Origin of the sequence: Burkholderia sp. Bp8986 (assembly GCF_003854225.1) — a bacterium.
GTDB lineage: Bacteria > Pseudomonadota > Gammaproteobacteria > Burkholderiales > Burkholderiaceae > Burkholderia.
In genome coordinates, this window is the sequence record NZ_QTQM01000061.1 from 1 (window position 1) to 26995 (window position 26995).

The window sequence follows — 26995 nt, forward strand, 5'->3', positions numbered from 1 at the left end:
AATAGATGTACTACGCTGTCTCGGGGTGGGTCAGATTTAGATGAAAACGGTGGGTCAAGATTCGGTGGAAATCAACATGCAATCTTCATCGATTACCGGGCCGTCGGGCGCCGTCGCTGTCCAGGTACTCAATTCCGACACTGATCCGAACAAGCTGCTCGGTAAGTATCAGGCCGTTGCCTATCCGACTTCGCCGTTGCAGCCGAACACTGCGTATAGCGTGACGATCAACGGGACGGCGAACGGCACCGCGTTCTCACGGAACTTTAGCTTTACGACTGGTAACGTCGTCGGCTGATTATTCAAGCCGACAGAGTATAAAAGCGCCCAAAATGGGCGCTTTTTTATCCGCCTTGATATCCGGAAATCGGGGTTGCGTAGAATTGGTAGATCGTCCCGTTGTCTATTCGGACGGCGCAAAAAAATTCGTAATCCGTCCCTTGGTAGTCACCATTTACGTAGTATGGCCCGCTACCCCAGTGGCCGCCCACCATTGTCACCACGCCAGTCCCAAACTGGTATTGTCTGAAATCTCCCGCCTGAAACGTGACCTTGAACCTGCCGCCCGAATATGTCCGGACCGCCGCGTTGCAGATACTCGCCCAATCACGCGTAGAAGGATCTTGCGCGGGCGCCGTGCAAACTGGCGCGGTCCAGTTTGTACCGGTCCACGTCGCGGGACTCGCCGTACCCCAACCACTCGGACAACCCGGGGGAGGGGCGGCGTAATTGCACTGCGGTTCAGACCATCTCGACCCTTGCCAAACGGACGCCGATACGGTTGTCCAGCCAGCGCTGGTTTGGCACTGTGGCTGCGGGATCGCGCCATTACGCAACGGAGCCGCGCACGTCGAATCCTGATAGCCCGGTGTGCACGGGATCGGCGCGCAAGCCTGCCGCATCCCGATATACGCGCCGGCCTTGTCGTAGAATGGATACGACCGAAGACCGAACCCCGGCTGGCACGATCCGTCCGCAAACGCGCTGCTCGCAGCAACGGACATCAGCGCTGCCAATGCCCACTTCATCCAGCTTTTCACTTACCTCTCCCTCAATACGAACAATAGGTTTCGACGACGGCGGTACCGCTGACCCCGTTACCGTTGCCGTCAGTAATGAACACTGCCCACGGTCCGCTGCCCGAAGCTGAAACGTTCACAGTCGCCGTCGGATTCACGTAGAAGCTCACCGGACTGAAGACGATTTGCGGCGTCCCTCCGGTAGCGCAATTTGGCGCCGGAACTCCCCAGCCGTTCTGTACCATGAAGTACCCGTGCCGGAGCGCTGGCCCACCAATCGGCAACCAGGCGTGGTCCTGACACGACAGCACCTGCCCACGACCGTCGCTGTTTTGTGCCATCGCGCCATTGGTCGGACACCACGCGCGCGGCGTTGCAACCGCGCCCGGTGTGATCGTCTGCGTCACCTGCAGCTGGCCGTTCACGGTGCTGTCGCCTGTCGAGATCGGTGCCGGTGCAGAACCATCCGCGTTCTGCACGGCCAGCGTCTCGGGGCTTCGCACCGCGTTGCTGACCGCGACATTCGAAGCGGCCAACGTCGGCGCCGCAATCGTTCCGGTCGCGTCGATGTTGCCCACGCTGTGCAGATCGACGCCGTTGACATCCTGGCTGCCCGTCCATTTCAGCGAGCCGTCGCGCCGGATGAACACCGCGTTCCCATCCGATGACGGTCCGTTCGTCGCCATCACGATGCCCGCCGGTGCGCCGGGGACAGGATTCGTCGCAGTCCATCTGCCATTCAGCCCTTTGATCGCCGCCGGATTCTGATTCGTCGAGAACCCGAATCCAACACCAGCTGCCTGCGCGACGACCCCGGCGCCGGCAACGTCCGGGCTTCCCCGCCTCGTCACGGGCTGCGACGAATAGAAGACGTAGCTCACCTTGCACGACGTCGTGCCGGTCGCGCAGTCGTCCGGACCAACGCTCATCTGGATCATGTAAGACCCACCCCAGAACGGCCCGGCCGCATAGTCCGCCTTCAGATATTGACCAGCGCGCAGCTCGGCAAACGTCGGTGGTGTGATGGTCGTGGTCTTTCCGCCGACCATCTGCGCCACCAACGTGCCGTACTTGTCCGTCACCCAGTTCGACAACGCGGCGTTGATTGCCGCCTGATTCTTCCCTTCGACGCTCAGCACGTCATGCCGGCGCGTCTCGACGTCGCGCTGGATGGCTTGCAACGTCATTAGCCCTGCAGCGACCAGCACGACCACGACTTCAATAATGCTGAGCATCGGTCGGTCCTTAGTTGCTCTTCGTCGCGTACATCACAATGCTGGCGGTCGCGCCAGCTGATGCGCACGCCGTGGCCGCAGCGTTCGAGGTATAGGCGGTCGTCGGGCTCGAAATCGTCGTGTTGTTCACCTTGACCATCGTGTATGCCGTTGAGACCGCGTCCGCCGAAAGCGCACAGACTGTCGCCGGCACCGGATACGTCACCGCGACGGCGTCATTCGTTACCGTCACCGTGGCAGGCGCCGCTGCGACACCGCCGCCGAAGAGTCCCGTCAACGCGCCCGAAGTCTTGTTCAGGCGTCGACCCGCCGTATCGAATGCGCGCCCCTGCGTGAGCGACAGCATCGTCACGCCCGAGAAGTCAATCTCGCTCGCGGTCGCGTCCTGAATGCCACTCCGGAAGTACTGCGCCTCGCTCTTGAACTGCATCGCATGAATGCGGTCCATCACGTATCCCCAGCCCATGTAGACGAGAAGCGCGATCAGTGCGCCGCCCGCCATCACGCCGGCGGCCTCGACCAGCGACAGCTCCCCTTTCTGCTTGCGACGGCTCTTTCCGATGTAAGGACGCTTGCGCGGTTGCAGTTTGTTGATTTCGTTCATGACGTTGGCTCCTAGAAATTCTGGTTGATAGAGGTCGGAGCGCTATCGAAAGCGACAGCACCCGTTGCGAGATACGAACCCAGGCCGAAGACAAGGAACGCCAGCACCGCCCCAGCGAGCAGCACGTAGTGCGTGATCTTTGCGTTCCGTCGTACCGCCTCGACGACGCGCTCGAGCGAGGTCTGCCCAAGATCCTTCACCGCCTCGACAAACTGATCCCGCCCGGCGGCGTCAGTCAGAATGTCGATGGTGGTTTCTGAGAAGATCCCGGTGTCGAGCGCGAGCATCGGTCGGTCGGGGTTCGCAGTCAGCCGCGCGCTCATCCGGCGCAGATGCCAACGCATCCACGGGTCTGCCGACTTGGAAAGTTTGTCCAGCGCGGCGCGCAAGGTGAGGCCCGAGTCGAACAGGCCTGCCAACGACACGATCAGCAATGCCGCACGTAGATCCCGGCGATTGCGCCACATCAGCGGCATTGCATCGATGCGGTTGCGAAACTCACCCGTCCAATGTTTTAGCGTCTGGAAATACCCGACCACCAACCCCACGACGACCGAGGACGTCAGCAACCAGTAGTCAGCACAAAACGTATCGAACGCGTAGATGAACTGGCCGAATGCCGACCACTTCTCCAGCGGCTTCACGTCTAGCGTCGCCGGCAGAATGTGCGCGCCGAACAGCACACAAAACGAATAGAGATAGATCAGCAGGAAGGCCGGATACGCCATCTGCAGGAACGTCGTCGTCGACAGCACGCGCTTCGCATGCGCCGCCAGCTCAGCCAGCTCCAGACCTCGAATCGCCGCATCGTCGCGGGGAGACTGTCCCGCAAGTTCGAGCAACACGAACTCGTCGTTCGGGATGGACGGCTTGATCGCAGTCGCAAAATCGTCACCGGCGCGCATACGTTGGGCGACCTTCTGGAACACCGGCCACGAGAGGTTCTTTCGCGAGCGATGGCGCACCTCGAGCGTCGTCAGCCGTTCGAGCAATGTCTCGCTGTTGCGCAGCCCCTTCTTGGCGATGTCGAGACGAGTCTCGCGGAAGAACATTTCGCGCATCGCTCGGAATCGAAGCGTTGCGAGGCGCAGTCGCTCCTTCGCCGGAAGCATCATGAAGATCGAATAGATGAGCGACTTGATCACGATGGCACCACTCCGCCTGCGTCAGGCATCACGCGGTACGCGTTGAATGAGCACATCGATTCGTCGATGAACCGCGGATCGATGAGACCGCGCGACGCCTTGTACAGCGCGTGCTCGTAGACGGTCTTGCCCGTCATGTCGGCGTCCGCGAAATCGCTCTTCCGGCTGCTGCGCCACACCTGCTCGGCGCCCCGCCAATCCCGTACGAAAACACGCTCGAGGAACTCAGGCGAAGGTCTGTACAGCTCCATCGCGAGCGTCTGCCCCTTGATGCCGGCCGCTACTTTGCCGGTGCGGGTGAACAGACCCGGGCGGCGGCAATGCTCGCACCCGTCCTCGTCCCGGCACGCCATGCTGGACGTGTCGAGGCCGAACTTGCGCTCCAGCGTCGCGATCTGCTCCGGCGAAAGCACGTCGCGCGCCGGCCGCTTGCAGTGCGGGCAAAGAACCGGGATCAACTTCTGATTGCCGACCGCATTCAGGAAACTGCCGGACGCCACTTCATCCATCGGCAACTTGAGCCGGCCACCGACCAGTCGCATCACCGCGCCGAGGATGCTGTTTCCGTGGAGCGTCGTGCGAACCGGGTGGCCAGTCAACGCGAGCTCGGCGACCAAGCCGGCAAGGACGGAATCGCGCACCTCGCCGATCGTGAGGTCGTCAGGGTCCATTCGCATCAGCGTGCGAACCACCTCGACGATCTTTCGGTTGGCGTCCTCTTCGGTCTCGTTCGGCCGGCGCTGGATCGAAATGTCGGACAGCCACGGCGCGGGCACCTCGGACGGTTCGTTGACCGCGAACTGTTTGATGCGGTCGCGATTCGGCACGAGATACGACATCGCGCGCAGCAACGTCGTTTTCGCCGAGCCGGTTTCCCCGGTCAGGAACGTGGCGCCGCCGGTCACCTTGCCGAGACTCTCAAGGATCTCCAGTTGGCTCGCCTCCAGGCCCATCTCGTGCGGAAGCAGCACCTTCACGTGTTTGAAGTTGCCGTCCAGCAAGCGCAGCGCGACATCGAACCCGCCGACAAGCGGCGCGCTCTGCCAACGGATATTGACGAGGCTCATATGCGCGACGAGCGGAATCATCGCGGACTGCGGTGCCGACGGCTGAAACGTCTCGCCGGAGTTCGTATTGCGCTGAACGAGGTCCTGATAGGTCGCCGAGAGTGCCCGGCGCACCAGCGCCTTCGGCATCTTCCGGTACGAATACATTTCTCCGTCGACGCGCAAACGCAACTCGACGTCTTCGGCGTATTCCCGGTACTCGTAGTGAACGTCTCCCGCGCCGTACGCCGTTGCGGCCTCGATCACATCCCGGAATGCCCCGATCGCCCGCGACGACTCCGGTACGCTCGACGTCGCCCGCTGCTTTTCCGATTTGTAGAGTGCTGCAATCACGTCCTCTTCAGCGACCATCTCTTCGTGCACGGAAATGTCCGCGCGCGCGAGGTCCTTCAGATAGGTCGCGTACAACTGGCTTTCGTGGAAGCGCTGCGTCGACACCACGATCGAGATCCCAGCCTGCAGCTCGACCGCAATGAATTCGCGGCGTGCCGATTCGGTGACTGCCAGCGCTGCGTTTTCATCGCGCTGGCACAACACCCGCTTGAACGTCAGCGCGTCTGCATGCACCAAACGTGGCCGACCCGTCTCGATCGAAACCTCTGGCGCCTCGGTCACGTCCGTGCCGATTCGGCGCACCGTCGGCGGTTCGTCGTATCCGGCCGGGCGGGACGATGCGGCTTCGCGCTCCTTCACTGCGTCCGCGTCCAGCGACTCGGACGGCTCGGGCGCACGTGCTGACCCATGCTCCGGGACATCCACTCGCGCAGCCGCTGGGGCCGCCTCGGGTTCCGACGAAGCCACCGTATCAACCCTCACCTCGACCGTCGAAGGCGGGACATCGGATTTGCCGGTCGTGCGCACGTTATCGGGTTTCGCACTCCCAACATCGCGAGCCGGCGGGACATCAACGGCGACAGCACGAGGCGACGCAGAGTCCTCCTCGAACATCGGCACGTCTTCGATTTCATCCTGCGCGCGACGCAGCATCATGCCCATCGTCATCGGCTGACCCTGATTCGCCTGGCGCGGGTTCGCCGGCTTGCTCGTCGTCTTGAAACGCGGCTCGCGCGGGTCATCGCCGTCAAAGGCTGATTCGCCACCGTCCACCGGCTCTCGTCCGACGATCAGCATCGCACTCGACGAGTTATCGGTAAAGCCCGCTTTGAATGCCTTGAGCCGGCCGAGCAAGCCGCGCTTCTCCGGCTCCCGCGATTCCATCTCCGCAAAGAGGCTCATTGCGTACCTCCCAGCGGTACGCCCGGCAACGGGGCACCGGTAGGCAGCGGCGCCCCCAGATCCACTAACGAACGAACGGCATTTGTCGCTGGCGACTGGATCGGCGCAGCGCTGCGGATCGGCTCTTTCCACGACCGCTTGCCTTCGGCCACCGTCACCGCGTAGCCGTCGACGCTCTTAACGCTCCAGCCGTTGAGCAAGGTTGCACCGACGCGCGCCGGGTAGATCGCATCGCGGAACGAGTACAGGACATGGGCACCGGTCTCGTCGTTAAACGCGCCAAGGAACGAGACCGCCTCGGCATGCGCGCGCGGCTGGCGGGCTGGTTTTTCTACCGGCTTCGGCTGCGCGTCAGCTGTCACGCCGCTCGCGACGATGCCAGGCTGCGGCTGCGACATGGCACCGGGCGGCAACATGCCAACGCCGGGCCCACCCCCACCCAGTTGGCGGGCGAGATTCGCGCGCGCCAGTTGATCGATGTCGTCGATCGACAGGCTGGCGCCGACAGGTCCGGCATGAGCGGACGCGGCAATACAAACGCCCGCCGCGACGAGTGCGTGCTTAATCGAAAACATAGTATTTACCCTTCGCGGTGAAGTGAACGCCATACGACGATTCGCCCGTTTCCCTGTTGGGGGTCGCAGATGCACCTTCATTGAGACGCAGGTCGACCTTCAGCGATTCGATCGTCATGTTCGGGGGCAGCTTGGCGAGCAGCGGTGATTGCCAGCGAAAGCCTTCGATCGTCCAGCCACCCTGTTTGAGTAACGGCCCGACGCGCCCCCCTTCAACGGCGCCAGGCGCCGCAATGAGTGCCTGCGGTTCATCGAGCGTGACGACGTAGCCGTAGGCTCGAAGCTCCAGGACCTTGGCCGACATGCGTTGCGGTGGCGTCTGGAGCATGTCGATGAACGCCGGCGAAGTGGGCCAACTCTTCGACTCACCTTCCTTCAGGGACGCAACCTTAGGAACAGCCGGACCTCGCCACTCGAGCGACAGACCGTCACGAGCGAAAGTCACCGGACGCATGTCCGCGGTCGCTGCCTGCGCGAATCCAGCGAAGGTCCCCCCGTTCCGGCGGAACTTCATCGTGCAGAAACCCGACGACGGACAGTTCGCCTCCTGGAACAGCCACCCCTTGATGACCGTTTCCTTTCCGCCGACGGCCGCGAGCAACGCAGGCGCAAGGTCGGATGCTCGCGGCTGCACGCGCGCGAACGCCTCTTGAACGGCTGTCGCATACTGTTCAGCGAATGTTGGAGGACGAGGAGGCGGCGGCGGAGGGGACAGCACATCCATCAGCTTCGGAACGCCGAACAACGCGCTGACCACGATCGCGATGACCGGAACCATGGTCGGCACGGACATCGGGAGCTTCGCGATGCGACCGACCTTGCCGTTCGCGAGCAGCTCGCTCGCCTGGAACGGCTCATCAACGTCGCCGATCCGATCGCCCGTACCGAGCGTGTCGAGCTTCAGATTACCCCTCAGGCATTCCTGCTCGATCTCAAGACGCCGCGATTGCGCCGCCTCGGGGGACAGCACTTCATCGTTGCGCACCGCGCCGCGCACCACGAACACCAGGTAGATGCGCGGACCGTCCTGCAGCAGGACCAGCGCGGCGGCTCGGCTTTTGACCCGCTCGTGAAGAGCGACGCGCGCCGCGCCCGAGTACAGCCGGGCGCCTTTCACTTCCGGTGCATCCGGCATCGCAAAGCCACCGATCAGTTCGGTGCCAACCTTGAACTCGACGTAATGCGTCGCGCCGAAGGCATCAACATAGCGCCGACGCTCGGCCTTCCCACCCTTTACCGGGTAGGCCCGCCAATCGATGCCGAACACAAGGCGTGCGCGCTTGTCGATCGGCAGGGGTTCCGTGATGTGCATCATGGTCACATCGACGGGACGACCGTCGCCTTCAGCATGATGATCTGGAACGTCTTCGCCTTATTCCAGCTACCCGTGATGCCGGCGATGCCGGTATTCGTCGTGCTGTCGGCCTGATCCGTGATCGCGCCATACAGCACGATGGTCTGCCCATCCGACAGTGCGATCGTCTGGTCGTCCTTCGTGCCGATCGTGTGCGCGAGCTGGATCTGCTGCTGGGTCTGACCAGACCCGGCGCCCGCGCTCGTGAACGGGCCGTTGAGTTTCGAGCTGTCCGCCCAGTACGCGAGGACGATCTGGTTGTGATCGTTGACCGCAGGCAGGACGTTCACGAATTCGCCCGTCGTGATGGTGCCCGGCGTCAGGCCCGGCACACCGCCGGACGTCGCGGTCAGGGAACCGGACGACGGCGTGGTTGAGCGCAGGTAGTCGTCGCTCTTGAACGACGCGACAGACACCGGCAGGCCGTTGAGCGTCATCTTGGTCATCGTGTTGTCCTGCACCGTGCGGCCGTACTGGTTCAGTGCGTTGACGACTGCGTTCGTGCCGGAAAACGGCGCATCTGGGCGCAGCACCGAGACACCGACCGAGCCACCGCCAGTCGCAAGCGACGTCGGCGAGGTAAAGCTGATCGCGTAGCGCGCGAGGCCGGCATGCATCGCATTGAAGACAACGTCCGCGTTCATGCCCGCCTGGCTGCCCCGGTTCAGCGCGATCTGGATCGTGCGGACCGTGATGGCCACCTGACGCGTCGAGATCGCGTTTTCGTGCTTCAGCAGCTTCCCGATGTTGTCCGCCGCTTCCTTGGTGTCGTAAACCATCACGAGTCGGCTCTGCGGGTTCACGCTCACCCGGCCCATGGGCGACTTCAGCTTCTCGATTTCTGCCGTGATCGCCGCGATCTGATCGAAGTCGCCTTCGCGCCCCGTCGATGTCTGCGCCGAGAACGAACCCGTGTTGCCGCCCGAGCTGCCCCCGCCGCCACTACCCGACTCATTGCCGGTCGACGTGTCCATGCCCTTGCTCATCGTCGACTTGATCGACACCTTGCCCGGGATCGCGGCGATCTGATACATGCGCGTGACGAAGCGACTCACGTTGATCGTGCTGCCGTCGAACGACCAGTCGAGGCCCAGGTCGGTGGTCATGTTCTTCATGTACGTACCGGACCGGCCCGTGAACGCCTGCCGGTAGATCGGCTCTTCGGTTCGCGCGGCGTTGTGCTGCCCCTTCGACTCCGTTTGCCCCGGCACCAGCGAGTCGCGCGGCACGAAAACGTCCGGGCTCAGGTGAACCGGATAGCCCGTCGCGGTCGAGATCAGCGTGGCGATCTGCTTGATGCCGAGGTTCGCGGGCAGCGTGACCGTCTTGTCGCGGAACACGGCAGGCAGCGTCGCCTCGTAGGCAAGCGGCACCAGCCGGTCCCCCAGGAACGCGGTCGGCACATCCTCGACGAGCGCCATCGGCGCCGGACCCTTGCCAAGCGCGTCGGAGATCGTGCGGTGTGCCGCGTCGTAGCTGTCGTTGACGTCCTGCTGCGTCACGGTGCAACCGGCGGCCATCAGGGCGGCTGCGATCGCGACCGTGGATTTCAAAAGTTGAACGCGCATGGTTCTCAGTCCTGGCAGTTGCCCGCGCGTGCGATCACGCGGATGACGTTGTTCGAGTGGCGGCAAGCGCGCGTTGGCGTACGCATATGATTCGTCGCCTTCATCACCTGCTGCAGGACGGACGTGAAGTCGCCGGTGAAGGACGCGTTGAATTCGAGCGGCAGGTCGTCGTCGATCTTCCACGCCAGTTGCCAGCCCTGCTGCTGCAGCCAACGGTCGAGGGCGTCGCGAAGATTGACGTCCGCCGGCGTCACCGAGAAGGTCAGCGTGCCGCTCGCAGCTGGTGCACCCGCTCCCGGCAACTCGACAGCCGCGACGTCGGTCGACGGCGCGGGCGCGCTGGTGCTCGCCGGCGGCTGCAGCGACTGCTCCCGCTTCGTGCTGTCGGCCGCCGCCGGTGCCGCTTTCGGCGCCGACGCAAGTACCTGCCAGCCGTCCGCATCAATCGAGCTCGTCGCCGCTTGGGGTGCCGCAGTCGCCGCGGCACTCAGGGTGGCCAGCGCTACCGCTACGATCGCGCGTGCTCGCGCCTGATTCGAATGTGTCTTCTGCATGGTTACCGACCCTGTTGCATAAAGCGGCGATAGATCGCGCTGGCGTAGACGAGCTGCTTGGACGGCGTGACCGCGTTGTAGGCCCCCACTGCCTTCCAGTTCGGACCGAAGCGACGCACGTTCGACGCGAGGATCCACGCCCCGACATACGCGCTCACGCAACCGTTGAAGAGGTGCTCGCGACGGATGCCGTAGCGCGACAGAGTCGGGAGCCACGACGTGTTGATCTGCATGAGCCCGATGTCTTCGCTGCCGTTCGTGTTCCGGTTCACGGCATTGGGCCGCATGCCCGACTCGTGTTGCGCAATGACGCGCAGCAGCCGCGGATTGACGCGGTGAAATACCGCCGCGTCATCAAGGCAATCCGCCCGGCTCGGCAACGCGGTGACCGCCATCACGGCGGCGACGATCGATACGATGTGCTTCACGACGTCGGCCCCCCGCTCGCCTGTAGCGTTGCGTCAGGCGTTTCGCGATACGTGACTTCCTTGCGGCGCTTGACGTGGATCGTGTTGCCGTCTGCTGTCACGGTGAACAGGTCGGACGTGCCCTCGAACATGAAGTAGCGGCCCTTCTGCTCGCCGATGCCCAGGTTCCGCGCATCCGTCACGCCGACCCGCACGACCGATTCCGCGAACTTGAAGTACGTCCGGCCCTCTCGATCGAACACGGCTTCGAGCTTTGCCGGATTCGGCTGGTCGAAGTCGTAGACCGTCTTCGCGTCGCGCGTTACCTCGACGCGGTTTGTCGCGTCGGCCACGATGAAACGTTCCGCGCGGTCGATCGTCATCACGCTCTTGACCTCGTCCCAGCTAGTGCGCAACGCTTTCCCGTCCGGCGTCTTGAACGTGACGGTCTTCGCCGGTTTCGCCGTGAAGCGGATCTGCATATGCGTGTCGTCGCCATCACGGATCGCCTGCGCGCCAAAGCGCTCGGCGAGCCGCGACACTGGCGGCGGTTCGGCTGTGACACGCGCGACGACGCGATTCAGGCCGGCCTCATCGGCATCACCGCCAGACGACGCGTAGTTCAACGCAGCAGATTTCGGCGGATCGCGATGCAGCCGCACATGCCGCCCGCCGAAATCGACGTCCGCGTACAGCCCGGATTGCGTCATCAAGCGATCGAGCGCTTGCATCCAGTTCTCGCCGTCGCGCGTCGCGAACAGCTCCGAAGTCATCAGGTCGACGTCCTTCTGCGCCGAACCCGTCCACCCTTGCGGAACGAGCGACTTGACGACGTTGCCGACCGGCATCGACGCATGAAGCGCGCGAACCGGCGCGAGTGCGGAGCGCGTGCCGATCAGCACCAAACGGTTCGTGAAGCCATCGAATCCGGCCGGTTGATCGTCCTTCATCGCAGCCAGTGCGCCGGTGCCGCCGATGAACGTGTTCGTCTTCTTCCATCGGGCCGTGGCCGAATGGGCGCCGACCTTGTACGTGATCGACGCCGGCGTGCCTTCGACGACGACGTACGGGCCTTCGGTATGGCCACCTTCGGCGACGATGACCTGGCCCGCGCGCGGCTGGATATAGGTCTTCGCCCCGTCGTTGAAGATCAGCGCCGGCCGCTCGGCGATACCGCCCAGAATGTCGTAGTCGAAGTCGAACGGATCCGTGTTTGCCGCCGATGCAGCTGCGCACACGATCGCCGACGCAGCGCACGCGAGTAACTTGGTCGTGTGCTTCACAGGCCTGCCTCGATCAGTGAAAGGTGTCGAACGAACCGCGTGAGGTACGTGCGACCGGGATTGGGATTCGCGCTGTGGTAGTAAGCGATGGCTTTCGCGACCGAGTCGGTTCGCGCGAAGTTCTCGGTGTGGATCGCCTCGGCGACCGCGACATTGGTGGCGGGCGCGAGCAGCGTCTCGATCGCCTTGTAGGCTTCCTCGCGCGACTTGAAGAAGAAGCCCTGACCCGCAACGTTCAGCGTCCACGGCCAAGCGCGGCCGCGGTAGTTCGATTCGTTCAACGCGATGCCGGCAAGAATCTTCGAATCAACGTTGGTGTGCAGCAGTTCGAACGGCACGACCGCGCGAGAACACGCCCATCCACCTCGCCGCTCGGCGAGCGCCGCCTGCGCGCCGTCATCCAGTACGAGCGGCTGGAGCCAACCGCGGTCGATAAACAGGTCGTCCAGGGCGACGTCGCGCCCATCGATCGAGACCGTGACGCTCGCTTCGCTCGAGCTGCGCACGGGCTGGCCGATCAGCGGCGACGCCCATTCGACGAACGCGTCGAGGCCGCAGTAATAGACCGGCTTGCCCGGCAGCATCGCGACGCGGCGCACCGCGCCATCCTGAATGACGACGCTCACCAGGCTGATCACCTGCGCGATTACTGCCGAATGCGCGTATGCGCTCGCCAATGCCGCTACAGCCGCGAAAGCCATGCGCTTGATCATCGCGGCTCCCGGTACGGCTCGAGTACCATCTCGCGATTGATCTTCATCATGAAGTGCCGTTTGCCCGGCTTCGACGTGATAGTCGGCGGAATGTTCTTGTAACGGTCGAGTACCGACTGCGCCGTTTGCGCCGCGATCTGACCAGCCGTGCCGCCTACTTGAGTGACGCCAAGCGGGCCCGTCGTCGTGCTCTGATCGCTATTGCTGAAGGCGCGAACCAGAATCGCCGTCATGAACGAAGTCGAGTAAATCTTGAAGAAGTGGTTGTTCACGTCGCCACTGAAGCCGGCCGTGCCATCGCCGTCAGCACCTTGTGCGCCGTACAGCGGGACGTGCTTGCCGTTCGGCAGGCGCATCTCCGCGCCGGCGACGAGAATCGACTCCTGCCCCGGCTGAATGTCCGAGCTGTAGGGCGCGACGATCGTTGTGCCCCACGGAATCGCGAGGCAACGCCCATCACCGTTGTTCGCGTACACATCGCTTTCTACGATCAGCGACGCGGTACCCGGGCGATCTGAATTGAGCGCTTCGTTCGAGAGAACCGGAATCTTCGCCGGCGGCGACAGCGCGCAGCCGTGCGATTGGCCGACAAAGCCGGTCCGCGCAAAATCCTTGTCGCCGTCGCTCGGCTGCGCGACGTCGTGCATGAACGCGTTGTCGCGTTGTTGCGTCGTCATCGGTCCTGCCGCCGATCCACCGCGTGATGCGAGTGCAGCCTGCGCCGTCGCCTCTTTCATGGCAGCGTCTTGAGCGGCCGCCTGCTGAAGCAGCATCTGTTGCGGCGAGATCATGCCGTTCGGTAGTTGCTGCGGCTGCGCGTCCGTGACCTTGACGCCCGGGCGGAAGATCGGCGAGACGTAGATCGTGTCCTGGTCGTTCGCCGCCTTGAGCTCGCCGGTGCTTGCACTCGGCAGGACCGCGTCTGCCGACAGGGTCGGCTTCTTCGCATTCGCGGCCGCAGTGGCGCTGGCGGCGGCTGCAGCTTCCGCAGCGCGCCGACGGGCTTCGGCCTGTTGCTGCTCGATGATCTTATCAACGTCGGCTTTGTCAGCGTTGCTTTTGTCGACCGCTTCGGCCGCACGTTCACGCTTGGCCTTCAGCGCTTCTGTCTCCGCCTTGTTTGCTTCAACTGTCTGCGTGTAGAAGCCCAGCGAGCCGATTCCAAGGGCAGCAATCGCGCCGATCGCAATCATGACGTTGCGCGGCAACTTGCCCTTGAACAAGACTTTCTCTTCCGGGCTGCTCGGATCGATCTGCTTTGCCATAACGACCTCAGAAGCCGAACAGACCGCGACGGCCGCGAGTGATCGTGACCTCCTCGCCCGGTCGCGTGAGCGTCACTTCGTCCGCCAGTCGCTGGATGACGATGTACGGCCCACGGCGGATGAAGTTCGGGCTGACGATGTCGCCGCCGTCCTTGATGGTCGGGACGGCAAACGGCGTACGCGGCGGCATCCGGATCCAGATGAACGTGCCATCGTCGAAGACCGTCTCCGGTTTGAGCGAACTCGTGCCGGAAACGGTGTATTCGAAGTTCAGCTTGTCCGGCGGCACGCCGATCGGGCCGGAATCCGATTGACCAGCGTGGTCGGCATCGCGATCGTCGCCGGCGACATTCCCGCGCGTGCGTACTTTCGCCATCAGCGAATTCGGATAGTTGAAGCGGACGTTCTGATAGAACAGGCCGCCGAGAGGCGACGAGACGAGCGTCAGCTCGTACTCGCGCTTGTTCGTGCTCAGGTGCAGCGTGTTGACGAGGCCGGGCTTCGTCGGCTTAACGTACACGTGGTTTGCGCCGTCCGTATCGATGACCCACTGGACCGAGTCGCCCATCGCCGGCTCGCTGATCAGGCTCTCACCGCGCTCCAGCTCGATCGTCGTGAGCTTGAGTGGTGCCGTCATCACGCGGTAGATCTGGTCGCGGCTGTGCGGAAAGACAGCCATGCGCGCGTCACCGGGCATCGTGATGGGATCGGCGCCGGAGTTGTACGGATTCACCGGGCTCATCGCGTCGCCGATGATGCTGCCGACATCGAACCTGGGAATCGGCGACACAGGACTCGCGGCATTCTTGGCGGCGAACGCATTGGCCGACGCTGCGATCAACGCGAGCGTGCCCCAGGTCAGGAGGGAACGTGGTCGTTTCATGCGCCGGTTTTCTGCAGAGTGAAGAACGGGTAATAGAGGCCGTACGGATTCGTGCCGAGTACGTCTTCCGCGGTCGGAGGAATGATTTGGTAGCGCATCGTCAGCGCGAAGCGGACATCGACGGGCTTGTCCGGCGGCGATTGCCGGGTCGAGGTCGTAAATTCGACGACGACAGTCGAATCCTCCAGCAGCGAGACGTTGGTGACCTTCGGCTCGCGGACCAGCTTCGGATTGGTCGTGATCTGATCGAACGGTTTGTCGTCGCTGATCCACGCCGCAAATTGGTTCTTCGCGTTGCCGACCATCTTGGCTTTCACAGCGTTGATGTTCTTGGCGAGGCGTGAGGTGCGGATATCGTCGGTGAGGACCGGCTCGATCGTGAACCAGTGCTCGACGTCCTGTTTGATCGCCGTCCGCTTCGCCTGGTCGTCCGGGTTGTACGCGGCCAGTTGCTTGACCAACGGATTGCCGCCGGCATCCGACGAGACACCATAGGCCCGCACAACCGACGGCGGCGGTTGCCGGGTGTACACCGCGCCACCTGCGATGATCGCGAGGACGAAACAGAATGTCTTCCAGTGATTGGCTTCGATCCGCAGACGCGTCCCCTGGTCGAAGATGATCTTTTCGGGATCCTCGTTCGAGTAGTGGCCGGGCGCCGGCGACAGGGCGACCTGCTTCTTGCTACGGGGAAAGAGTCTGGGGAGTCGCATCACGGAGTTCCAATTGGGACTGATCAATTGGAACAGCCGAGGCGACAACGGCTCGTGGGAAAAGAGCGGTGATTTCAGGGACCTTTTCGCGACGGAAACTCGAGCGTACCTGGCGATCGCGAGCGCTCAACCGGTTGAGGGGGATAGAGGCGAAAGCTACGCAAAATTGCCGAGCTTTCCGGTCTTGCATTTCCATCTACGACGATAGAATCGGGGCATCAGTCGTTGCACACGTTGCACGCATTCAATGACTGTCACGCGAGTGACCAACGCTTGCAAAGCATTGTTTTTGCGTAGTTCTTTATGCACTGGTTGTTCGATGCAGCCCGCCGTCCCCCTCAACCGGTTGCAGGGAATTTTTCAAAAATGACAACAATAAGTGACCAACCACTGCCTACCTCTATGATCGATTCCAATTTGTGCAAGAGTCCGTCCTGCAAGAAAGTGGACATCTCTCGAGAGCGCTTGGCGGTTAATGAACAACACCTCGAACTTCGCCGCGTCGGTGCGCCTCCGGTGGTCTTGGGCCGGTTCTATCGTGAGCTGCTTGATCGCAAGCTTTGGCCCACCCAAGCACAACTGGCGGCAGCGCTCAGCGTGTCGAAAGCCATCGTCACAAGATCGATCCAAGCATCGCTGCTTCCCCCAGAGGTGATCGAGTCGTTTGGCGGCCCGGATCACGTCTCATTTCGTGCTGCGGAGTTTGCTACGAGGTTGATCAGGAAAATTGGCAGCGAGGTTGTGGCCCGAAGGGCATTGACGGTACCCCCAGGGGCTGCTCCTGTGAATGTGAAATCGATTCTGTGTACGGGGGTAGCTCAAGCCAAAGACGATTTCGCACTGAGGCTATCACCGGGAGCAACGGGCCGATACATCCGGATCGACTCCCCCAACATTCAACGCGTGATACCTCATCTTTCGTTGTTGCAAGATCTGATGAACACGCTCTTTCCGTCATTGCTCGTCCGGTCCGATTGAGTTTCGCAGAAAACGGAGGTGCGCCATCGGAGCGCTCGCGGGTGTATTCCCTGATGGGTGACAAATTCCGACCCCTTGGCCGTCTTTGCGCTTTAAGTGACATTATCCGACCCGGGACACCCGCGGGTATCGCGAGATATAGCCAATATCCATCGTCGCTAACGGTGACGTATTCCGACCCGGCGGCCGAGCAACATCTATGACACTTTCCGACCCATCGGAAGTCAGGGAAAGGTGACAGATTCAGACCCAAGCGTGCGCCAACGAATGTGACAAATTCCGACCCAGAATTCTCCCAAAAGGTGACGTTTCCCGACCCGATGCGCCTTCGAGAAAGATGACATTTTCCGACCTGCACTGACGGCTAGATAGTGACGTTTTCCGACCCATGGAAGGTGATTTTGGGTGACGTATTCCGACCCAGCGCATCTCGCTCTTTCGGCGATGTTGGCCTTTCGCGAGTGAGGTCGCTCGAAAGGTGACATTTCTCGACCCGGTGAGCTACCCGATCGATGACGTATTCCGACCCATCGTAGAGGCTTCCCGGGCCTTGGGTAATAGTTCTCAGGCGGGTCCGAGCGCGAGCTAACCAGAAAGGTGACTTTTTCCGACCCACCAGCGGCCGCGTTCACATCGCCAGACAGACTTCCAGAAAAAGGTGAGTGAGTACTTAGTAGCTTTCAGTCACTGAGGTCGGAAAGCGTCACCTTTCCGGAAGGTTGTCTTGCTTCTTTGGCCTCCTTGGACGTTTGAGACCCACTTCAGAGTGGTTGAGGTCGGAAAAAGTCACTTTTCAGGGATTGCGCAGGCTGTCCAAGGGAGTTTAGGGTGGTTTTGTTGCGTAGGAACAACTTTCTAACCGGTCTCTTTGTAAGACAGTTTATAGAACCGTTTGTAAAACCTTTTGTAAACGCTTTGGCGTCGTCCGCGGAGGCTTACTGGGCATGGGTTTGCAGGAGGTCACAGTCAAACAACTGTGACGTATACCGACCTCAACGTGACGTAATCCGACCCTAAGTGGACACAGAGCGGGCTCGCAGTGACAAATTTCGACCGTTATCCACAACGGTGACTTGCACCTTGACGATGTCACTTTATAATTGTGACACCTCCCGCAGAAGGTCACCTTTGTGAACAAAAAGGCAAAAAGTCAGCTCGAGCCGGCTCAGGTTGAGATTGTTGAGATCGAGCCTCTCCAGATTGAGCCGTCGGACGAGCCGCCCCTGGACGGTGAAGGCCGAGTACGAGGCACAGTTGCCATGAGTCGTGCCCTCGTTAACGCCCAACAAGGGCTGACGCTCAATGAGAAGCGGGTGATGATGGCCGCGCTCCGGTGCATCGATAGCAAGAAGTCACCATATTTGCATGGAAAGGGTAATGGCTATGTGAGCGTTCGTGTCCGGGCAGACGAGTTCGCTGCCCTCGCGGCGCTTGCGCCAAGGTCTGGCGAGAAGCAAGCGACGGCAGCCTACGAGGGGCTCAAGGAAGGCTGTGCGAGCCTTCAGAAGAGACAGCTAACGTACATGGACGGCCCAAAGAAAGTCGTCCTGAATTGGGTGTGGAAGGCCGTCTATCACGAACGTGAAGGGTGGGCAGAGGTTTCGTTTTCCCCGGATCTGACGCCTCATATCTTCATGTTGCAACGGCGCTTTGTCTCGTACCAACTCGAGTTCGCGCGAGGCTTGCAATCGCTTTATTCGTGGCGCCTCTTGGAGTTGCTGATGCGAGAGAGAGACCGTGGGCGACTCCTGATCACGTTGGAAGACTTCCGGCACGTGCTTGAAATTCCTCCGACATACCGCTTTGCCGACATCAAGCGGCGGGTAATCGAAACTGCGGTGAATGAACTCAACGCCAAGGCAGATCTCGTTATCTCGTGGACACCAGTAAAGCTCGGTCGCGCTGTAAATTCACTGGATTTTCAGTTCATCCAGAACCCGCAGAGCCGGTTGGCGTTGGACGGCGATTTGTCCTTTTCGGAAGCAACAGTCACGGAGGCTGCGGGAGGCTGAATCAAAGGGGTTTGCTGCGAATTGCCGATGCGGCATTGCCGCACCATCGTGTAGTCGATTCCGCCCAAGCGCAATATCTTCGGCGGGCGGTCCGCCGCGTAGGAAGATCTATTTCAGTTGGTGCCCGTCTTCTGCTAGCAGCTTCTTGAAGGCGGCGACGTAAGCCTCGGCTTTTTCCGCGGATCCAAAGACGAGGTCGACGCGGACTTTCCCGTCGCCCCACTCCTTGATCGCACCAATTTCGGTCCCCTCGTCGGTCGACACCTTGTATTGTCGCGAAAGGGACTTTCGTGGCGCCCGTCCGTTCTCAAGGCTCTCGCGAATACTTTTCACTTTCTGAAATGGAAGCTCCTCGTCACGAATTCGCTCAGCAAATGCCAATGTGCGTTTCTCATCCGCAGCCTTCAAGTACAGGGTGAGTTCGTAGCTTGTCGACAGGCCGAATTGTTTGGGATGCGAAGCGATTACATCAAGAACGGACTGTGGAAGCTCCAGGAGCGCCAGGATCTTACTGACTTTGGATTTATTCTCTTCCACCAAGACAGCAAGTTCATCGTTGGTCCTGGCGTGGCCTTGATCGAGAAGTTTCTTGTAACCCAGCGCAACGTCTAGGACGGTTTCTTGTTCACGCTCATTGTTTGCCGCTCGAGCGAGACGATAGAAATCGATGGGGTCTAAGCCTTCGAGCAGCTTGACATCTAGCGTTTCGGCACGATTTCGGAGCGCACCGAGTTTCCGGAACTGTCCATCGATCAGAATTGCGCGATCAGGATGCTCGGGATGTCGTCCAGCGAGCACGGGGACGAGCTGGCCATCTCGTGCCATAGAGGCTGCGCGGGCGGCGACCAACTCCTCCTTATAGATCGTACGACTATTGAGCGGGTTGTCATCGATATGGCTAATCGGCATCGTTACATACCGTGCTTGGACTCTCCCTGACTGCTCTAGGTCGGCCACATACGTTTCCGCAGCGGACAGCGGTGGCTTGAGCATTTCCTTCGGCTGATCCAAGAGGCTGCTTCGGCCGCTGAGGGCTTCATCAACTCGGTCGAATCTGGAAGGTGTCACTGTCTCGCGCATCGTCTGGTCCCGCTTCACGCCGGCGTTGAGTGCTGCAGAAAAATCTTTCCTCGTCATGCTTGCACCTCGAGGACTTCGAGAATCTCGTCGACAAGATCATTTAGCTCTTTATGAGCGGCCTTCGCAGATCGAAGTTGAAGGACCGTTGCCCCCGATACCTCAGCTTCCTTGTACGCGGTGCGAAAACCCAATTTTGTCTTCAACATCGGAAGTTCGTCGTCTCCGGCTGCCGCTTCAAAGATCTGCTTCACGATCGTCACGTTTTGGTTCATGTTCGCGAACGACCGAAGTTTGAGATCTGGGTTTCGTATTTGAGCTTCAATCCCCAACTTCTTAGCCTCTTGAACGGCCCAGAGGTTACCCCCTGATGCTGCAATCGGAATAAGTCCCAGATCGGAAATTAGTAAGGCTACTGAGGGAGCCGCTGATTTAATGGCGGGCGGACAATCAATGACAATAAAATCATAATCATTAACATACTTTGCGATTTCTCGATCGGGCCGCGGACTAAGCGCGAGATTCGAAATCGCAGCGGGATACGGCCTATCGTCCGGGGCAGCCCCAACTGAAAGCGTCGCAGTACCCTGCTCGTCTAGATCGACGAGCATTGTCCGATAGCCGCGCATACCAAACGCACCTGCGATATTGGTGGATGTTGTTGTTTTGCCGGACCCCCCTTTCTGATTGAAGACCGCGATGATTTTCGCTGGCATGCTTTCTCCTGATCGAAACAATGCTCGGCCCGCCCAGTTTCTACGTAGAAACTGCATTGGGTGACTCCGCAGAATCTTAGAATGGGCGGGCGCAAACATCAAGAAAAAAATAGAATTTTGTTGAGATTTCTATGCGTCGGCACGAATCATCGAGTGCGCGTCATGCTTTCATTCGACAGGGAGGCCAGTTTCTACGTAGAAACTGGCCTCCCGCAACCGAGCCGATGCAATCTGTCGCCCGATACGAAACATTGACGGTGGCCTTCTTCGAACGACGGCGTAGCCGGCGAATTCAATTTCGTACATGGGGTATTGAGGCATTTGGGGCTTGGTTGCAGATTCCGCCAATTGCATTAACCCAAGGAAGGAGTTTCTACGTTGCAATTTCATCGCACGGTCTGGAATGACTAGGTATCTGAGTCGTCGCGGTGGATCGAAATTGCGATGTCTTAGAAAGCTGTCGATGCAACAAAGGCTGCGCTACGGGTGCCGTCAGTTTCTACGTAGAAACTGACGTGAATACCTGGCCGATGCGGGCATTCCGAGTGCATTTCCTCCAGGAAGACAACTGCTTGGCCGGACGTCCTAGTTTCTACGCTGAAACTGCACCTATGCGGTGCGTATGCTTGCGCGCTATCGATCTTCTGTCATAACAATGGAGACTCGACATGTCGTCTCCCGATCGCTGAATCCCTGCCTTATATACTGAATATGACGCTTGCGCCCGGTGGGCGGCGTTACCGCGACAGTACAGAGCCTGCAGAACCAGCTTCTGCGCCGACTCCGGGATAATCTGGGACTTCCAATGCGATAGGAAGGATGACTCCCAGACTATCTGGGACATTTGACACGTCGCAACGCAAAGTCCTGCTTTATGTGGGAGATTGGTCGGGCCGGATCGATTCGAAATGAATCCCTTGGCATGATGAAGACAGATGTTTAAACGCGACGACTGAGCCGCAAGGGCCGGGATCGTTCACGCCAGTTTCTCCGACGTATCCCTAGAAATCAGGGTTCGAACGCACTGGCGCAGCTCGTTTAGGCCGTCTGGCGCGTAGAGAATGCTCCGCGCCCGCATGCTTCAAGTGCTTGTTTGGTACGCAAATAGCTGTGTCGATGCGCCAGTCGAGCGTCTCCGAACTGAGGGGCCTTACGTTCCGTGTTGAGCTTGCCAACACGAGTCGCCTGCTAGGCCTGATGGTCCGACGCCTCACGCAGAGAAATTCGGCGTAGATCATATTGAGCATTCCCGGGGTTAGGGGCGCGATGCTAGGCCGCCCCATCACGAGCGTCAAAGGGAGTAGCTCCATAAGAGTGACCTAGGACGTTTGCATGAAGTGGGGCGACCGCTGAAGTAATGTGTTAAGCGAATCGATGTGGTTTCAGGGCGCCTCCGCCAAACACGTTTGATCGGAGTTTTCGCTCGCGTTTGGGTCAGCGGATTCCTGACAGCGATCCATCTATCGACTGCCAAATAGTGCACTTCGACAAGCCGTTCGGGTGCTGCTAGGAATACGCGGCCGATGTAGAGAGGAGGCCTCGCAAAATCGGACAGCCAGATAAGTGGATCGGCCGGAGCGTGAGCCAGCGATAATGCTGGCAAAGGAACCGAGGAAATGGCGAAGAGAACCCGACGCACGCACTCAGCGGCGTTCAAAGCGAAAGCGGCGCTGGCAGCGGTCAAGGGCGAGCGCACGCTGGCCGAGCTGGCGCAGCAGTTCGATGTGCACCCGAACCAGATTACCGAATGGAAGCGGCGATTGCAGGAGCGTGCGGCGGACGTGTTTGGCGCGGCAGGCATGCCGTCGAGCGAGCCGCCGGTGGACCTGAAGGCGTTGCACGCCAAGATCGGCCAGCTGACACTGGAGAATGATTTTTTAGAAGGTGCGCTCACCAAGGCGGGATTGCTGAGCGCAAAACGATGATCGACCGTACGCATGCGCTGCCGGTTTCGCAACAGACGCGACTGGTCGGCATCGCGAGGTCGAGTGCGTATTACCGGCCGCAGCCGGGCAGCGAAACCGATTTGTTGTTGATGCGGCGAATCGACGAACTGCACATGGAGTTCCCGTTTGCCGGGGCACGAATGTTGGCGCGCCTGTTGCGTCGAGAGGGCCGTGAAGTCGGCCGCCGTCGCGTACGCACGTTGATGAAGCGCATGGGCGTGGAGGCGCTGTACTGCAAGCCGAACACAAGCCGCCGCACCGCGCAGCACAAGATCTGGCCGTACTTGCTGCGCGGCATGAAGATCGCGCGGTCCAACCAGGTGTCCGCCCTCGAGACGACTTACATTCCGATGGCGCGAGGCTTCGTGTACCTGACGGCGGTGGTGGACTGGGAGGCCTCCTCTAAGTTGTGCGCTCAATAGTAGTCGCCGCCCAAGAAGATACGGGTCGAAGATCTGAATGTTACGGCACGAATCGCGGAAGCTTCTGGAGTACTGGCATCGGGTCTTCGGCTGGCCCGATGCTGGTGCCAATATGCGCGCAATGAGGTCGTTCTAGGGGCTTGCTATACAGAAATAGGTGAGGGCGTTTTCCTTTGTTCCCCGGGCAACGGCTAGTGACCGCACTGCTACGACGGTAGCAAGGGTTACGTCGGCCTCCCCCGCAATCGATGTTTCATGGTCCCCTTAGTCCAGGAGCGATAAGCGAGCGGGGCCGACGTCGATTCGGGACGCCGTTCGCTGTTTCGACAGTGACAAGTGCGGAGGCGTGAAACAATCATGGCACCTCGTCGCAAACCAGCAGAAGCCATAGCCAGCAAAGGATCCGCGAACTTTAAGGCACGGGTATCGGCAATGTTTCACGATGAGCCCCGGTTTGGAGATGTGGGGCCACAACAAATCCGATAGCCTTGGCATGACGCCCTACTACTGAAGTGTGATGTATTATTTGATACGTAATATGTAGTTTTTTATTGAGGCTTCTAAGGCAAGGCTGAAGGGGCGGCGTGGGCCGGTCGTACCGTGGCTGGGAGACCCAAGTCGGCGCGGTACGGATTCTTACCATTCACACGACTGCCGAACTCCGCGGTGTGTTGATCACATCGCGACATCCCTCTGCTGGGTGGGCACCTGCGATCCAGCAGAGGCGATCACACTTCCATTTCCGGACTGACGCGTATGTCCGTGAGGGACAACAGCATCGGTAGATACTGCGCCTACGAGCAAAACCCACGAGGCCGTGCATCGAATCTTCGGTGCCGGAGCGGAAGAGGCCAGGTTTGACTGGGCGGACCTGATAGTTCTTGTTTGCTTGGCGACCATGGATTGCGGTAGGGTGCGACTTTGACTTTATGAGCGTGACGGTCTATGAACAAACAGCAACTCATCGACGCGGTAGCTGCAGGCGCGGGAGTGAGCAAGAGTGACGCGAGCAAAGAGGTTCAGGCAGCCTTGGATGCGATCACGGACACGGTGAGTCGCGGCAAAACTGTGCAGGTTGTCGGTTTCGGGGCGTTTTCGTTGGGGCAGCGCGCGGCGCGTACCGGTCGCACCCCAACGACCGGAGCGGAGATCGCTATCCCAACGGCGAAAACTGTGAAGTTCACCGCCGGCAAGGCGTTCGAGACCGCGGTGAATGGGTCGTGACGTAGTGCGATGCTGGTCCGACCGCTTATCCCAGGCAGCCGCGATATGGCGACGTTGTCGCGGCGACGCGCGCGGCGGTGCCCCGCGCGATGGATACACTGAAATTGCGCTCGGTCGGCAAGGCGGGCGAGAGATCGTCCCGTACGAGCATGCTGGCGAGGGACGTGCCGCTCGTGGTGAACCAGAGACGATGTGCGGGCTGCGGTTTTCGGAGGGCTTAAGTGGCCGGTTTGGATGGCCAGGTCTCGTAAAAAGCGGCCTGTTTGACCTGACTTGCCGGTCGAGCGAATTGAGTCGACGCTATTTGCACAAGCCGAATCCTGACCCACGGTCGCGACACACTTCGCGTACACCAGGGTCCAACAGGAGCGACGCGGCGGTGGTACCTGAGTTTACGTACGCCGAACGCAAACTCAGTACAGTGCGGCGTCGGGGACACCACGGGACGGCTCGCCCGTTGACTTCTAACTGTGGCGTGGATCATAGCTAAAGTAATGTAATGCGAAAACACTCTCTCTCGCACCGTCGGCCGCTGACGAAGGCGCAATTGCTGCCACTCCCTGCTGATCAGGTTCGACGCTTGTCGCTCAAACACCATCTCGCGCTTGCAGCTCTATGCGGCGGACGAGGTGACGTTGAGTCGATCGCTACGCTGTCCAATATGCTCACGCTTGCGTTCTACCTGCGTGCCGATGGCGAGGTTGAACTGTATCGCTGCGCCGATGCCGCGCTTACTCAGTGCATCGCGCGGGCGGCGCATGGTGATCGGTGGACCTTGATGGATGCTGAGCGGACTGTGCTCGAAGCGTTGCTTCTTATCCATGATGAGCAACTTGCTGCAGTGCCGGTCCACCGTTACGTTGAAGTGTTGGAACAGGTGCAGCATATCGCCTCGCTGGACTTTGGTTCGCCGCTCGAACCGGGCTAAAAAACTCTAACAAAATGAGTTGTGAGAACTGTTAATCCGCCGCACGCTCTGTTAACTGTTAACCTCTTCGTTGTTTCGCTGATGAGGAGGCCGTGGCAAAACCGTAAGCGCTCGACACGTACCGTCTGTTCATTAGGGCGCGGCACGGGCAATCTGATTCCCATCAGATGTAATGGGAATCAGATTGATGAAGCCAGTGGTGCATGGAAGACAACCGGGATCGAGGAACTACAGAAGGAGTTTCGGGAAGCGGTTGCTGCCGAAGCGAACGATCCGAATCGCTCGATTGCCGAGGTAGCGCGTGCGCACGGCTTGAACGCCAATATGGTCGCGCAGTGGCGAAGAAGCTTACGTGTGCTGAGATTCTTCAACCGGCCTCAGCACACGAAATTCCTGACACCTCCCGTGAAGTGTATTAGCCGGGACTCGATCTGACAGGTAGTCGGACCTACAAAGAACGATCCATCAATGGGGGATGAGTTTCTCCTTGGCGAGATCGAGCGAATCGAGGAAAGTGCGCATCGGCGTCTTGCCGTAACACCAGCGCCCCTGATGCTCTCGTTCATTGTTGTACTGGTCGAGCCACGCATCAAGGTCTGCCTGCAGAGTGGCGATCGAGTCGTAGATCTTCTTGCGGAAGACGATGCGATAGAACTCGTTGAGCATGGTCTTGTGCAGCCGTTCGACGATCCCGTTAGTTTGCGGCGACTTGGCCTTGGTTCGGGTATGGTCGATGTCCTCCAAGGCCAGATACAGCTCGTATTCGTGATGCTCGGGGTTGCCGCAGTATTCGGTGCCGCGATCTGTCAGCACGCGTAGCAGTGGAATGCCGAATCCGTCGAAGAACGGGACAACGCGATCGTTGAGCAGGTCCGCCGCCGGCAAGGGCGTCTTGCGATCGTAGAGCTTCGCGAACGCAACCTTCGAGTAGGTATCGACGAAAGTTTGCTGGTAGACACGGCCGACGCCTTTGAGGCTGCCGACATAGAACGTATCCTGCGCGCCGCAGTAGCCCGGACATTCGGACTCGAATTCGCCGTGCACTTCCTTCTCGTGCTTAGCGCGTTCGAGCGCGACGAGTTGCGCCTCGGTCAAAACCAACCCCTCCTGGGCGGATTTGGCCTCCAAGGCCTTCAGGCGCTTCGGCATGGTCTCCAGATCGTGGCGCAACCAGATGCTACGGACGCCTTGGGGCGAGACGGACAGGGCATGCCGTTTGAGGACTTCGTTGGCGATACGCACCTGACCGTAGGCTGGCAATTCGAGGGCCAGCTCGACAACGGCGGCCTCGACTTGTGGGTCCACGCGGTTCTTGAGCAGCGGCCGGTGGTGGGAAATCTCCTGCAGCGCAGCTTCGCCGCCTCGATCGTACAGTTCCTTAAATCGGTAGAAGCTGTCGCGCGAGTAACCCATCACGCGACAGGCCTGGCTGACGTTGCCGAGTTGCCGGGCCAACTCGAGTATGCCGACCTTGGCACGAATTACCTTCTGCTCCTGAGTCATGGCGGACTCCTTGCTGTTCGCAGCGCGCATTGCCGCTACGGGCTACGCCCTCCGCGCCAATGCGCGCCAGCACGAAAAACCAACCACTGTCAGATTTAGTCTAGTCCACCGCACGTGAAGACGATGAAACGCGACTACGTCGCCTTCATGCCGAAGCCGGACGCAGCGACTGCTGCATGCAACTTGGCCATCGCGTTCGAGCATTACAACGAGAAGCATCCCCATAGCGCGCTGAAATACCGCTCGCCTCGCGAGTTCCGGCGCTCGATGGATTCAGCAACCTTAGTGTGATGCCGTGTCCGGGATTACAGGGTCAACTCCAGGCTGCCTGTTCAGGCCCGATACCGCAGGAATGGAATCAAGCGTGGGCTCGAATGCCATCGACTCGTGCCGATTGGCTCCCGTGATCGGGACAGCCAGCGGGATGCCGCGTGCCGCATGCATCTACGACGATGTGTCGCTTCGATCCGAGCTTGCCTCGGTCCGTCGGGGGGGGTGCCCCTATGTGTTTCGTCAAGCGTTAGGGGCTGACTTGGGTTGGTAAATGGTGCCGTCACGCAGCATGGCG

Annotated in this window: 22 protein-coding genes and 4 pseudogenes; 8 read left to right on the forward strand and 18 right to left on the reverse strand. The window is 60.4% G+C overall.

Annotation, left to right across the window (positions count from 1 at the left end; translation table 11 throughout):
• Positions 1 to 85 precede the first annotated feature (85 nt).
• A pseudogene (locus tag DID99_RS33460) lies at positions 86 to 298 on the forward strand (CAP domain-containing protein); the annotation flags it as partial.
• Positions 299 to 1051: 753 nt separating this feature from the next.
• Here DID99_RS33460 and DID99_RS33470 read toward each other — a convergent pair.
• The 14 genes from DID99_RS33470 to DID99_RS33535 are packed head-to-tail and all read right to left on the reverse strand — an operon-like array spanning position 1052 to position 15621.
• Positions 1052 to 2254 carry a hypothetical protein gene (locus DID99_RS33470; protein WP_124668414.1) on the reverse strand — a complete coding sequence of 401 codons (1203 nt, stop codon included), beginning with the start codon at positions 2252 to 2254 and terminating at the stop codon, positions 1052 to 1054.
• Between the two features lie 10 nt (positions 2255 to 2264).
• On the reverse strand, positions 2265 to 2858 hold the full coding sequence (locus tag DID99_RS33475) for a type 4 pilus major pilin (RefSeq protein ID WP_124668415.1): 594 nt from the start codon (positions 2856 to 2858) through the stop codon (positions 2265 to 2267).
• 11 nt (positions 2859 to 2869) lie between these two features.
• Complete coding sequence (locus DID99_RS33480) at positions 2870 to 4003, reverse strand: type II secretion system protein (RefSeq protein ID WP_124668416.1); 1134 nt, start codon at positions 4001 to 4003, stop codon at positions 2870 to 2872.
• Positions 4000 to 6306, reverse strand: coding sequence for an ATPase, T2SS/T4P/T4SS family (locus DID99_RS33485; RefSeq protein WP_124668417.1), 2307 nt, complete (start codon positions 6304 to 6306; stop codon positions 4000 to 4002). Before DID99_RS33485 ends, DID99_RS33480 begins: the two co-directional genes overlap by 4 nt.
• Positions 6303 to 6881 carry a hypothetical protein gene (locus tag DID99_RS33490; protein WP_124668418.1) on the reverse strand — a complete coding sequence of 193 codons (579 nt, stop codon included), beginning with the start codon at positions 6879 to 6881 and terminating at the stop codon, positions 6303 to 6305. Before DID99_RS33490 ends, DID99_RS33485 begins: the two co-directional genes overlap by 4 nt.
• On the reverse strand, positions 6868 to 8196 hold the full coding sequence (locus DID99_RS33495; RefSeq protein WP_124668419.1) for a hypothetical protein: 1329 nt from the start codon (positions 8194 to 8196) through the stop codon (positions 6868 to 6870). The genes DID99_RS33490 and DID99_RS33495 overlap by 14 nt, the downstream gene beginning before the upstream one ends.
• 2 nt (positions 8197 to 8198) lie before the next feature.
• Complete coding sequence (locus DID99_RS33500) at positions 8199 to 9803, reverse strand: type II secretory pathway protein (RefSeq protein ID WP_124668420.1); 1605 nt, start codon at positions 9801 to 9803, stop codon at positions 8199 to 8201.
• 5 nt (positions 9804 to 9808) lie between these two features.
• Positions 9809 to 10357, reverse strand: coding sequence for a toxin co-regulated pilus biosynthesis Q family protein (locus tag DID99_RS33505; RefSeq protein ID WP_124668421.1), 549 nt, complete (start codon positions 10355 to 10357; stop codon positions 9809 to 9811).
• Between the two features lie 2 nt (positions 10358 to 10359).
• Entirely contained in the window at positions 10360 to 10752 is a 393-nt protein-coding gene (locus tag DID99_RS33510) for a lytic transglycosylase domain-containing protein (RefSeq protein ID WP_124668436.1), read from the reverse strand.
• Positions 10753 to 10781: 29 nt separating this feature from the next.
• On the reverse strand, positions 10782 to 12047 hold the full coding sequence (locus DID99_RS33515; RefSeq protein ID WP_124668422.1) for a TrbG/VirB9 family P-type conjugative transfer protein: 1266 nt from the start codon (positions 12045 to 12047) through the stop codon (positions 10782 to 10784).
• Entirely contained in the window at positions 12044 to 12760 is a 717-nt protein-coding gene (locus DID99_RS33520; protein WP_124668423.1) for a lytic transglycosylase, read from the reverse strand. The genes DID99_RS33515 and DID99_RS33520 overlap by 4 nt, the downstream gene beginning before the upstream one ends.
• Positions 12757 to 14025: a TrbI/VirB10 family protein gene (locus tag DID99_RS33525; RefSeq protein ID WP_124668424.1), complete on the reverse strand. Its 1269-nt coding sequence runs from the start codon at positions 14023 to 14025 to the stop codon at positions 12757 to 12759. The genes DID99_RS33520 and DID99_RS33525 overlap by 4 nt, the downstream gene beginning before the upstream one ends.
• A 7-nt stretch (positions 14026 to 14032) precedes the next feature.
• Positions 14033 to 14908, reverse strand: coding sequence for a TrbG/VirB9 family P-type conjugative transfer protein (locus DID99_RS33530; RefSeq protein ID WP_124668425.1), 876 nt, complete (start codon positions 14906 to 14908; stop codon positions 14033 to 14035).
• On the reverse strand, positions 14905 to 15621 hold the full coding sequence (locus DID99_RS33535; protein WP_124668426.1) for a type IV secretion system protein: 717 nt from the start codon (positions 15619 to 15621) through the stop codon (positions 14905 to 14907). Before DID99_RS33535 ends, DID99_RS33530 begins: the two co-directional genes overlap by 4 nt.
• Positions 15622 to 16023: 402 nt before the next feature.
• On the opposite strand from DID99_RS33535, the gene DID99_RS33540 reads away from it, so the two are divergent.
• Complete coding sequence (locus DID99_RS33540; RefSeq protein WP_124668427.1) at positions 16024 to 16599, forward strand: hypothetical protein; 576 nt, start codon at positions 16024 to 16026, stop codon at positions 16597 to 16599.
• Positions 16600 to 17729: 1130 nt separating this feature from the next.
• On the forward strand, positions 17730 to 18611 hold the full coding sequence (locus DID99_RS33545) for a replication initiation protein (RefSeq protein WP_124668428.1): 882 nt from the start codon (positions 17730 to 17732) through the stop codon (positions 18609 to 18611).
• Positions 18612 to 18719: 108 nt separating this feature from the next.
• Here the strand turns inward: DID99_RS33545 and DID99_RS33550 are convergent, their stop codons facing one another.
• Together DID99_RS33550 and DID99_RS33555 are read right to left on the reverse strand one after the other, a co-directional pair.
• On the reverse strand, positions 18720 to 19748 hold the full coding sequence (locus DID99_RS33550) for a ParB/RepB/Spo0J family partition protein (RefSeq protein ID WP_124668429.1): 1029 nt from the start codon (positions 19746 to 19748) through the stop codon (positions 18720 to 18722).
• Positions 19745 to 20404, reverse strand: a complete 660-nt coding sequence (locus DID99_RS33555; RefSeq protein ID WP_124668430.1) for an AAA family ATPase — start codon at positions 20402 to 20404, stop codon at positions 19745 to 19747. The genes DID99_RS33550 and DID99_RS33555 overlap by 4 nt, the downstream gene beginning before the upstream one ends.
• A gap of 1616 nt (positions 20405 to 22020) precedes the next feature.
• On the opposite strand from DID99_RS33555, the pseudogene DID99_RS38085 reads away from it, so the two are divergent.
• The 4 genes and pseudogenes from DID99_RS38085 to DID99_RS37630 form a co-directional block, all read left to right on the forward strand.
• Positions 22021 to 22742: pseudogene (locus DID99_RS38085) on the forward strand (IS3 family transposase); the annotation flags it as partial.
• A gap of 975 nt (positions 22743 to 23717) precedes the next feature.
• A complete protein-coding gene (locus tag DID99_RS33570; RefSeq protein ID WP_124668433.1) occupies positions 23718 to 23996 on the forward strand; it encodes an HU family DNA-binding protein in 279 nt (92 codons plus the stop codon).
• 580 nt (positions 23997 to 24576) lie between these two features.
• Positions 24577 to 24924: a hypothetical protein gene (locus DID99_RS33575; protein WP_260444750.1), complete on the forward strand. Its 348-nt coding sequence runs from the start codon at positions 24577 to 24579 to the stop codon at positions 24922 to 24924.
• 81 nt (positions 24925 to 25005) lie between these two features.
• A complete protein-coding gene (locus DID99_RS37630; RefSeq protein ID WP_260444751.1) occupies positions 25006 to 25359 on the forward strand; it encodes a transposase in 354 nt (117 codons plus the stop codon).
• Between the two features lie 30 nt (positions 25360 to 25389).
• On the opposite strand, the gene DID99_RS33585 is transcribed toward DID99_RS37630, so the two are convergent.
• Positions 25390 to 26427, reverse strand: a complete 1038-nt coding sequence (locus DID99_RS33585) for an IS481 family transposase (RefSeq protein ID WP_124668435.1) — start codon at positions 26425 to 26427, stop codon at positions 25390 to 25392.
• A 114-nt stretch (positions 26428 to 26541) separates the two neighbouring features.
• Between DID99_RS33585 and DID99_RS33590 the strand changes: the two are divergent.
• A pseudogene (locus DID99_RS33590) lies at positions 26542 to 26718 on the forward strand (integrase core domain-containing protein); the annotation flags it as partial.
• 51 nt (positions 26719 to 26769) lie between these two features.
• Here the strand turns inward: DID99_RS33590 and DID99_RS37485 are convergent.
• Positions 26770 to 26923: pseudogene (locus DID99_RS37485) on the reverse strand (IS5/IS1182 family transposase); the annotation flags it as partial.
• Positions 26924 to 26995: the final 72 nt, after the last annotated feature.

Excerpts from the sequence above, each read along its gene's own strand:
- DID99_RS33485 (WP_124668417.1), bottom strand. The coding sequence starts at position 6,306 with ATGAGCCTCTTTGCGGAGATGGAATCGCGGGAGCCGGAGAAGCGCGGC.
- DID99_RS33530 (WP_124668425.1), bottom strand. The coding sequence starts at position 14,908 with ATGAAACGACCACGTTCCCTCCTGACCTGGGGCACGCTCGCGTTGATC.
- DID99_RS33495 (WP_124668419.1), bottom strand. The coding sequence starts at position 8,196 with ATGATGCACATCACGGAACCCCTGCCGATCGACAAGCGCGCACGCCTT.
- DID99_RS37630 (WP_260444751.1), top strand. The coding sequence starts at position 25,006 with ATGAGGAGGCCGTGGCAAAACCGTAAGCGCTCGACACGTACCGTCTGT.
- DID99_RS33570 (WP_124668433.1), top strand. The coding sequence starts at position 23,718 with ATGAACAAACAGCAACTCATCGACGCGGTAGCTGCAGGCGCGGGAGTG.
- DID99_RS33490 (WP_124668418.1), bottom strand. The coding sequence starts at position 6,881 with ATGTTTTCGATTAAGCACGCACTCGTCGCGGCGGGCGTTTGTATTGCC.
- DID99_RS33535 (WP_124668426.1), bottom strand. The coding sequence starts at position 15,621 with ATGCGACTCCCCAGACTCTTTCCCCGTAGCAAGAAGCAGGTCGCCCTG.
- DID99_RS33550 (WP_124668429.1), bottom strand. The coding sequence starts at position 19,748 with ATGACGAGGAAAGATTTTTCTGCAGCACTCAACGCCGGCGTGAAGCGG.
- DID99_RS33520 (WP_124668423.1), bottom strand. The coding sequence starts at position 12,760 with ATGATCAAGCGCATGGCTTTCGCGGCTGTAGCGGCATTGGCGAGCGCA.
- DID99_RS33500 (WP_124668420.1), bottom strand. The coding sequence starts at position 9,803 with ATGCGCGTTCAACTTTTGAAATCCACGGTCGCGATCGCAGCCGCCCTG.
- DID99_RS33525 (WP_124668424.1), bottom strand. The coding sequence starts at position 14,025 with ATGGCAAAGCAGATCGATCCGAGCAGCCCGGAAGAGAAAGTCTTGTTC.
- DID99_RS33470 (WP_124668414.1), bottom strand. The coding sequence starts at position 2,254 with ATGCTCAGCATTATTGAAGTCGTGGTCGTGCTGGTCGCTGCAGGGCTA.
- DID99_RS33540 (WP_124668427.1), top strand. The coding sequence starts at position 16,024 with ATGATCGATTCCAATTTGTGCAAGAGTCCGTCCTGCAAGAAAGTGGAC.
- DID99_RS33505 (WP_124668421.1), bottom strand. The coding sequence starts at position 10,357 with ATGCAGAAGACACATTCGAATCAGGCGCGAGCACGCGCGATCGTAGCG.
- DID99_RS33510 (WP_124668436.1), bottom strand. The coding sequence starts at position 10,752 with ATGGCGGTCACCGCGTTGCCGAGCCGGGCGGATTGCCTTGATGACGCG.
- DID99_RS33555 (WP_124668430.1), bottom strand. The coding sequence starts at position 20,404 with ATGCCAGCGAAAATCATCGCGGTCTTCAATCAGAAAGGGGGGTCCGGC.
- DID99_RS33585 (WP_124668435.1), bottom strand. The coding sequence starts at position 26,427 with ATGACTCAGGAGCAGAAGGTAATTCGTGCCAAGGTCGGCATACTCGAG.
- DID99_RS33475 (WP_124668415.1), bottom strand. The coding sequence starts at position 2,858 with ATGAACGAAATCAACAAACTGCAACCGCGCAAGCGTCCTTACATCGGA.